Here is a 6,283-nt window from a genome sequence, read left to right on the forward strand (position 1 = left end):
GCGGCAGGCATAATGCGAGAGTGTAATGCCCCCCTCCATCGCCGCCAAACCTTGATATGACCGCATCCGCAACGACCGCCGACGTGAAGGGATTCCTGGCGCTGGAACTCTCCGCCGGAAACGCCCCTGCGCAGGCCGCGCTGCGGCCCGCCGACTCCGCCATGCTGGTGGAGCGGATTGGCCGCGACCTGGCTGCGCTGGTGCCCGCCATCCGCGATCTGGATCTGACCCTGGCCGCGGCGCATTTCGACCCCGCCGAGGCGCTGCGCCCGGGCTGGCCGCTGCATCGTCGCCTGCAGGAGCTGCAGCAGCGCGCGCCCGGCCGCAACAGCGGGCCGCGGATGATCGCCTTCGGCGCGGATGAGCACGGGGAAGTCCCGCTGCCATTCGCCGCCGAGAACGATCTGGCAGGCGGGCCGCTGCGCGTGCTGCCGTTCCTGCTCAGCGGCGAGAACCATACGGTTTCCGAAATTGCCGAACGGTTGGAAGCGATCCTGCTGGAGACCGGCATGGCCCAGGCCGATACCGCGCTGCTCGCGCAGCAGGCCTTCGGCGCGCAGATCGAACACGCGCGCTACCTGACCCTGCATGATCTCGCCGCCATGACCGCGATGCAGTACGGCCACGGCGGTCTCGATTCGCTCTGGCCGATCATCGAGACCGCGCTGCTCGCGCCGGAGCGGGAAGAATGGCTGGACGCATCGCCGGAGCCGCTGCTGCGCTACCTGGACGGCGAAGTACGCATCGCGCTGTTCGAGCCTTCCGCCTGGCGTGCGCGCTACGCGCCGCAGGAAGCCACCGAAGAACGGCTGGAGCGCGCCTACAACCATTTCCTCGCCCGCCAGCAGCAATTCGCCGCGGTACTGGAAGCGCACGGCATTCCGGTGCTGTTCGCGCACTGCGCCGGCTATGCGGATCCGCGCGACGCCCTGGGCCAACCCTGAGCCGGGCGATAGCGGGAACGACGCGTTGCGCCGTTCCCGCCTGACCGTCACTGGGTGACGGTGATGATCCCGCAGGCCACGCGCGCGCCGGCGTTGCCGGCGGGCTGGCTGGTGTAGTCGTCCGGCGAGCCGTGCACGATCAGTGCCCGCCCGGCGATGTCGTTGGGCGCGCCGCCGCCGAGAGTCACGCCGGTCAGGTGCACGTTGATGCGGGCCACGCCTTCGGCGTTGGCGGTGACATTGTCCATGTCGCCGGCATGATGCGCGCCACCGCCGGCCTTGCCGTGGGTGGTCGCGGTCGGGTTGAAGTGCGGGCCGGCGCTGCTGGCGTCCACCGCGCTGCAATCGCCTTTCTCGTGCACGTGGAATCCATGCGCGCTGTTGGCCGGCAGTCCGCCGACTTCGCCGGTCAGGTGCACGCCATCGGCCATCGGCACCAGCGTGATCTTGCCGCTGACCAGGCTTCCCGACGCCGAGGCGAGGTTCGCGATGCCCTGCTTGGCGGTGCTGGTGGCGGCCGGGGCGGCGGGCTGTTCCGCCGGCTTCGGGTTGCTGCCGCAGGCGGCAAGCGCGATGGCGGTGACGGTGGCAAGCAGTGCGGTACGCATGGCGATCTCCTGGAAGCGTGAGCACGCAAACGTAACCTCAGCTTCATTCAGGTGCAATGAATTCAGCGCCGCTTGCGTCCCGGGCCCAGCTTGCGCGTCACCGTGTTGCGCCCCACGCCCAGCCGCGACGCGGCCTCGGCGCGTCGGCCCTGGGTGAATTCAAGGGCCACTTCCAGCAGGGTCCGATCGAAGCGTTCGCGCGCCTCGGCGTGCAGGCCATCGGCGCCTTCGACCAGGCGCGCGCGGGCCCAGCCGGCCAAGGCTTCGTCCCATTCGCCCGCGGAGGTGGCCGGCGGATTGCGGATTCCACCACGCGGCAACACCGCTTCCAGATCGGCGCCGCTGATGACATCGCCCGGCGCGAGCGCCGCCAATCGCCAGCACACGTTTTCCAGTTCGCGGACGTTGCCGGGCCAGGCATACGACTGCAACTGCACCTGCGCCGCGTGCGAGAAGCGCTTGGGCGCGATGTCCAGCTTGCGGGTGGCGGCGGCCAGGAAGTTGTCGGCCAGCTGCGGCACGTCGGCCAGGCGTTCGCGCAATGGTGGCAACTGCAGGCGCACCACGTCGAGGCGGTGCAGCAGGTCGGCACGGAAACGGCCTTCGGCGACCAGCGTTTCCAGATGCTGATGGGTCGCGGCGATCACCCGCACATCGACCCGGATGAGCTCACGCCCGCCCACGCGGAAGAATTCACCCTCGGCGAGCACGCGCAGCAAGCGGGTCTGCAGGGGCAGCGGCATGTCGCCGATTTCGTCCAGGAACAAGGTGCCGCCGTCGGCCTGCTCGAAGCGGCCGATGTGGCGTTTCTGCGCGCCGGTGAAGGCGCCGGCCTCGTGGCCGAACAATTCGCTCTCCAGCAGTTCGGCGGGAATCGCGGCGGTGTTGAGCGCGACGAACGGCTTGCGCGCACGCGGCGATTCCTGGTGCAGCGCGCGCGCGACCAGTTCCTTGCCGGTACCGGTTTCGCCATTGATCAGCACCGACAGCGGCGCCTGCGCCAGCCGCCCGATCGCGCGGAACAGCGCGCGCATCGCCGGGGTGTCGCCAATCAGGCGGGGCGGGCCCGGCACGGAACCAGCCGGTTCCATGGCCGCGGAGACATCCTGCTCGGCATCCGGCAGCGCGCGCGCGGCCAGGGCGACGGCATCGTCGAGATCGAAGGGCTTGGACAGGAACTCGTGCGCGCCACCGCGGAACGCGCCGGCAGTGCTGGCGACGTCGGTGTAGGCCGACATCACGATGACCGGCAACTGCGGGTGCGTGGCCTTGAGCTTGTCCAGCAGCACCAGCCCATCGTCGCCGGGCATGCGCACATCGGTGAACAGCAGGTCCGGCGCGCCACGCGCGCCCAATGCCTGCAACGCCGCGGCGGCGCTGTCGAAACCATCCACGTCGTAGCCCGCGTCGCGTAGCGCGGTGGCAAGGACGAAGCGCACCGAGCGGTCGTCGTCGACCACCCAGATGCGTTGCAGATGGGGCGTGGCGCTGTCAGTGGACATGGCGTTCCTCTTCCTCGTCGCTCCCCGGCGGCAACAGCAGGGTGAAAACGGTATGGCCGGGACGCGAACGGTAGGTCAGGGTGCCGCGATGTTCGCGCGCCACCTGCTGGGCCAGCGCCAGGCCCAGCCCGCTGCCTTCGGCGCGCCCGCTGACCAGCGGCAGGAACAGGTGTTCGGCCAGTTCCTCGGGCACGCCACGGCCGTCATCGATGATTTCCACGCGCAGCGCCATCGTGTGCAGGTGATCGTGGATGCGCAGGCCATGTTCCACCCGCGTGCGCAGCACGACGCTGGCGGCGCCGGCCTGGATCGCGTTGCGCACCAGGTTCCAGACCGCCTGGGTCAGCCGGTCCGCATCGCCGGGCAGTTCCGGCAGGCTGGGATCGTAGTCGCGTTGCAGGCGCACCGACCAGCCGCCCTCGGTTTCGGCCAGGCGCAACACGCGCTCCAGCACCGCATGGATGTTCAGCGGCGCATGCGGCCGCTGCGGCGCCGGCGACAGCAACTGATCCAGCAGGGTGTTGAGGCGACCGATTTCCGATTCGATCAGGTCGATCAGTTCGCGCTCGTCCTCATTGTCGGTGCGCTGCCCGGCCCGCCGCGCCAGCAGTTGCGCGGCGCCCTTCAGGCCGGCGAGTGGGTTGCGCAGTTCATGTGCCAGCCCCTTGAGCGCGGCGCCCAGGGCACTCGGCAGCACCTGGGTCGGATCCGGGGCCGGGAATTCGTCCACCGGGTGCGCCTCCAGCAGCCAGCCGCCGCCGTCCAGCCGCGACAGCCAGCCCTCGGCGAAGCGCGGCGCCTCGCCGCCCGGCATGCCCAGCGCCATGCGGTGCAGGCGGAGCACGTCATGATCGGTGTTTTCCAGGAAACGCGCCATCGCGTCACCCTCCATTTCCAGTGCCGCCAGTGGCTGTCCCTGCAGGCGCCGGGCGCTGACGCCCAGCCAGCGGGCGAACGCCGCGTTGACCCCGGCGATGTGGCCGCCGGCATCGGCCCAGGCCACCGGCGTGCTGAGCGCATCGGGAGCGGGTACGGGAAACATGGGGAAAGTCACCGGGGCCGGCATTGCACCAGTTTAGTGCAAAGCCGGCCCGGTGGCGGGAATCAGGCCTCGTAGGCCGATTCGCCGTGGGACGTGATATCCAGGCCCTCGCGCTCGGCTTCCTCGGCCACCCGCAGGCCGAACACCAGCTTGGCGATCAGGAACGAGACCACCGACACCACGCCAATCCAGACGATGGTGATGCCGACGCCCAACGCCTGGATGCCGACCTGGCTGGCGATGTCGTAACCCTCGCCCTTCACCCCGCCCAGCGAGGCGGCGCTGAACACGCCGGTGAGGATCGCGCCGACGATGCCGCCCAAGCCATGCACGCCAAACACGTCCAGGCTGTCGTCCGCGCCCAGCAGGCGCTTGAGGCCATTCACGCCCCACACGCAGATCACGCCGGCGGCCAGGCCGATGACGATCGCGCCGAACGGTCCGACCGTGCCGCACGCCGGGGTAATACCGACCAGGCCGGCGACGGCGCCGGACGCCACGCCCAGCGCCGAGGACTTGCCCTTGGTGAACTTCTCGGTCGCCGCCCAGCCCAGAATCGCCGCGGCGGTGGCTAGCAGGGTGTTGAGGAAGGCCAGCGCCGCGCCGGCATTGGCTTCCAGGTTGGAACCGGCGTTGAAGCCGAACCAGCCCACCCACAGCAGCGAGGCGCCGACGAAGGTGAAGGTCACATTGTGTGGCTTCAGCGCCTCACGCCCGAAGCCCACGCGACGGCCGACGAAGTAGGCACCGACCAGGCCGGCGATGCCCGCATTGATGTGCACCACAGTGCCGCCGGCGAAATCCAGCGCGCCCTTCTCGAACAGGAATCCGCCCGCGGCCCACACCATGTGCGCCAGCGGCAGGTAGCCGAAGGTGAACCACAGCACCGAGAACAGCACGACCGCGGCGAACTTGGCCCGTTCGGCAAACGCACCGACGATCAGCGCGCCGGTGATGCCGGCGAAGGTCGCCTGGAACGCGACGAACACGTACTCCGGCAGGCTCACGCCGGCACTGAAGGTCGCCGCCAGCGATTCCAGCGTCACGCCTTTCAGCAGCGCCTTGTCGAGATTGCCGATCCACGGTCCCTCGCCCGAGAACGCCAGGCTGTAACCGTAGAACACCCACAGGATTACCAGCAGCGAGAACACGGTGGCGACCTGGATCAGCACCGACAGCACGTTCTTCGAACGCACCATGCCGCCGTAGAACAGCGCCAGGCCCGGCACCACCATCAGCAGCACCAGCAGGGTGGAGGTGAGCATCCAGGCGACGTCGCCCTTTTCCACCACCGGGGCGGCTTCGGCGGCCGGAGCGGCTTCGGCGGACGCGGTGGCTGCGGGCGTGGTTTCGGCGACCGGCGCCACAACTTCGGTGGCGGCCGGTGCCGCGGTTTCCTGCGCCGATGCAGATGCCGGCGCGGGCGCCGGATCCTGGGCCGAAACGCCGGCCGCGAACCCCATCGTCATCACGCCGCATACGGCGGCCAGGCACAACGCTTGCGCACGGGCTTTCCACCCGTCGAACAGTCGAGTCTTCATGTGGGGCTCCGAGTGTTAGAGCGCGTCCGCGCCGACTTCGCCGGTGCGGATGCGGATGACCTGGTCGATGGTGGTCACGAAGATCTTGCCGTCGCCGATCTTGCCGGTGCCGGCAGCCTGCTGGATGGCCTCGATGACCGCTTCCAGGCGTTCGTCGGTGACGACGGTTTCGATCTTGATCTTGGGCAGGAAATCGACGACGTACTCGGCGCCGCGATACAGCTCGGTGTGGCCCTTCTGCCGGCCGAAGCCTTTCACTTCGGTGACGGTGATGCCGGACACGCCCGCCTGCGACAAGGACTCTCGGACCTCGTCGAGTTTGAACGGCCGGATGATGGCGGTGATCAGTTTCATGCGCATACCCCGATGGTGGATGGAACCGGCCGGCCGCAGCCGGCCGGTGGTTTCAGGACACCCGTGCGCGCAGCCCCCTGGCGGCGGACACGTTCTCGGTGCGGAACAACCCATGAGCCGCACAAACCGTCGCCGCGATGCATCGCGGTGACGGTAGGTGACGTGGGAGGGAGTGGCGGCTCATGGTTCTCTCCTGTGTTGCTCTGTGTTGCGTTCCCCTGTGTTGCCGGTGTTGCGATCTCCTTGAAGCGGTGCGGCTCCCCAGCTCCCCAGCCGGGTCGAGGTGCGGCGA

General features: G+C 69.2%; 6 protein-coding genes. 1 reads left to right on the top strand and 5 read right to left on the bottom strand.

The features are described from left to right. Positions 1–56: 56 nt before the first annotated feature. Complete coding sequence (locus ACTJI2_RS09040) at positions 57–944, top strand: hypothetical protein (RefSeq protein WP_440841865.1); 888 nt, start codon at positions 57–59, stop codon at positions 942–944. Positions 945–991: 47 nt separating this feature from the next. On the opposite strand, the gene ACTJI2_RS09045 is transcribed toward ACTJI2_RS09040, so the two are convergent. From ACTJI2_RS09045 to ACTJI2_RS09065, 5 genes are all read right to left on the bottom strand, one after another. Next, positions 992–1,558, bottom strand: coding sequence for a superoxide dismutase family protein (locus tag ACTJI2_RS09045; RefSeq protein WP_440841886.1), 567 nt, complete (start codon positions 1,556–1,558; stop codon positions 992–994). 56 nt (positions 1,559–1,614) lie between these two features. After that, positions 1,615–3,054 (bottom strand): nitrogen regulation protein NR(I), encoded by a 1,440-nt coding sequence (gene ntrC / locus ACTJI2_RS09050; protein ID WP_183640222.1) that lies wholly within the window; start codon positions 3,052–3,054, stop codon positions 1,615–1,617. Continuing rightward, a complete protein-coding gene (locus tag ACTJI2_RS09055; RefSeq protein ID WP_440841866.1) occupies positions 3,044–4,096 on the bottom strand; it encodes a two-component system sensor histidine kinase NtrB in 1,053 nt (350 codons plus the stop codon). Before ACTJI2_RS09055 ends, ntrC begins: the two co-directional genes overlap by 11 nt. 62 nt (positions 4,097–4,158) lie before the next feature. Beyond that, positions 4,159–5,559, bottom strand: coding sequence for an ammonium transporter (locus ACTJI2_RS09060; protein WP_425504644.1), 1,401 nt, complete (start codon positions 5,557–5,559; stop codon positions 4,159–4,161). Positions 5,560–5,652: 93 nt separating this feature from the next. Next, positions 5,653–5,991, bottom strand: a complete 339-nt coding sequence (locus ACTJI2_RS09065) for a P-II family nitrogen regulator (RefSeq protein WP_055941078.1) — start codon at positions 5,989–5,991, stop codon at positions 5,653–5,655. Between the last annotated feature and the right edge of the window lie 292 nt (positions 5,992–6,283).

Origin of the sequence: Pseudoxanthomonas sp. 22568, from assembly GCF_052044485.1 — a bacterium.
GTDB classification, from domain to species: domain Bacteria; phylum Pseudomonadota; class Gammaproteobacteria; order Xanthomonadales; family Xanthomonadaceae; genus Pseudoxanthomonas_A; species Pseudoxanthomonas_A beigongshangi.

Coding starts and splice junctions, on each gene's coding strand:
- ACTJI2_RS09040 (WP_440841865.1), top strand. CDS start 57: ATGACCGCATCCGCAACGACCGCCGACGTGAAGGGATTCCTGGCGCTG.
- ntrC (WP_183640222.1), bottom strand. CDS start 3,054: ATGTCCACTGACAGCGCCACGCCCCATCTGCAACGCATCTGGGTGGTC.
- ACTJI2_RS09055 (WP_440841866.1), bottom strand. CDS start 4,096: ATGTTTCCCGTACCCGCTCCCGATGCGCTCAGCACGCCGGTGGCCTGG.
- ACTJI2_RS09060 (WP_425504644.1), bottom strand. CDS start 5,559: ATGGGGTTCGCGGCCGGCGTTTCGGCCCAGGATCCGGCGCCCGCGCCG.
- ACTJI2_RS09065 (WP_055941078.1), bottom strand. CDS start 5,991: ATGAAACTGATCACCGCCATCATCCGGCCGTTCAAACTCGACGAGGTC.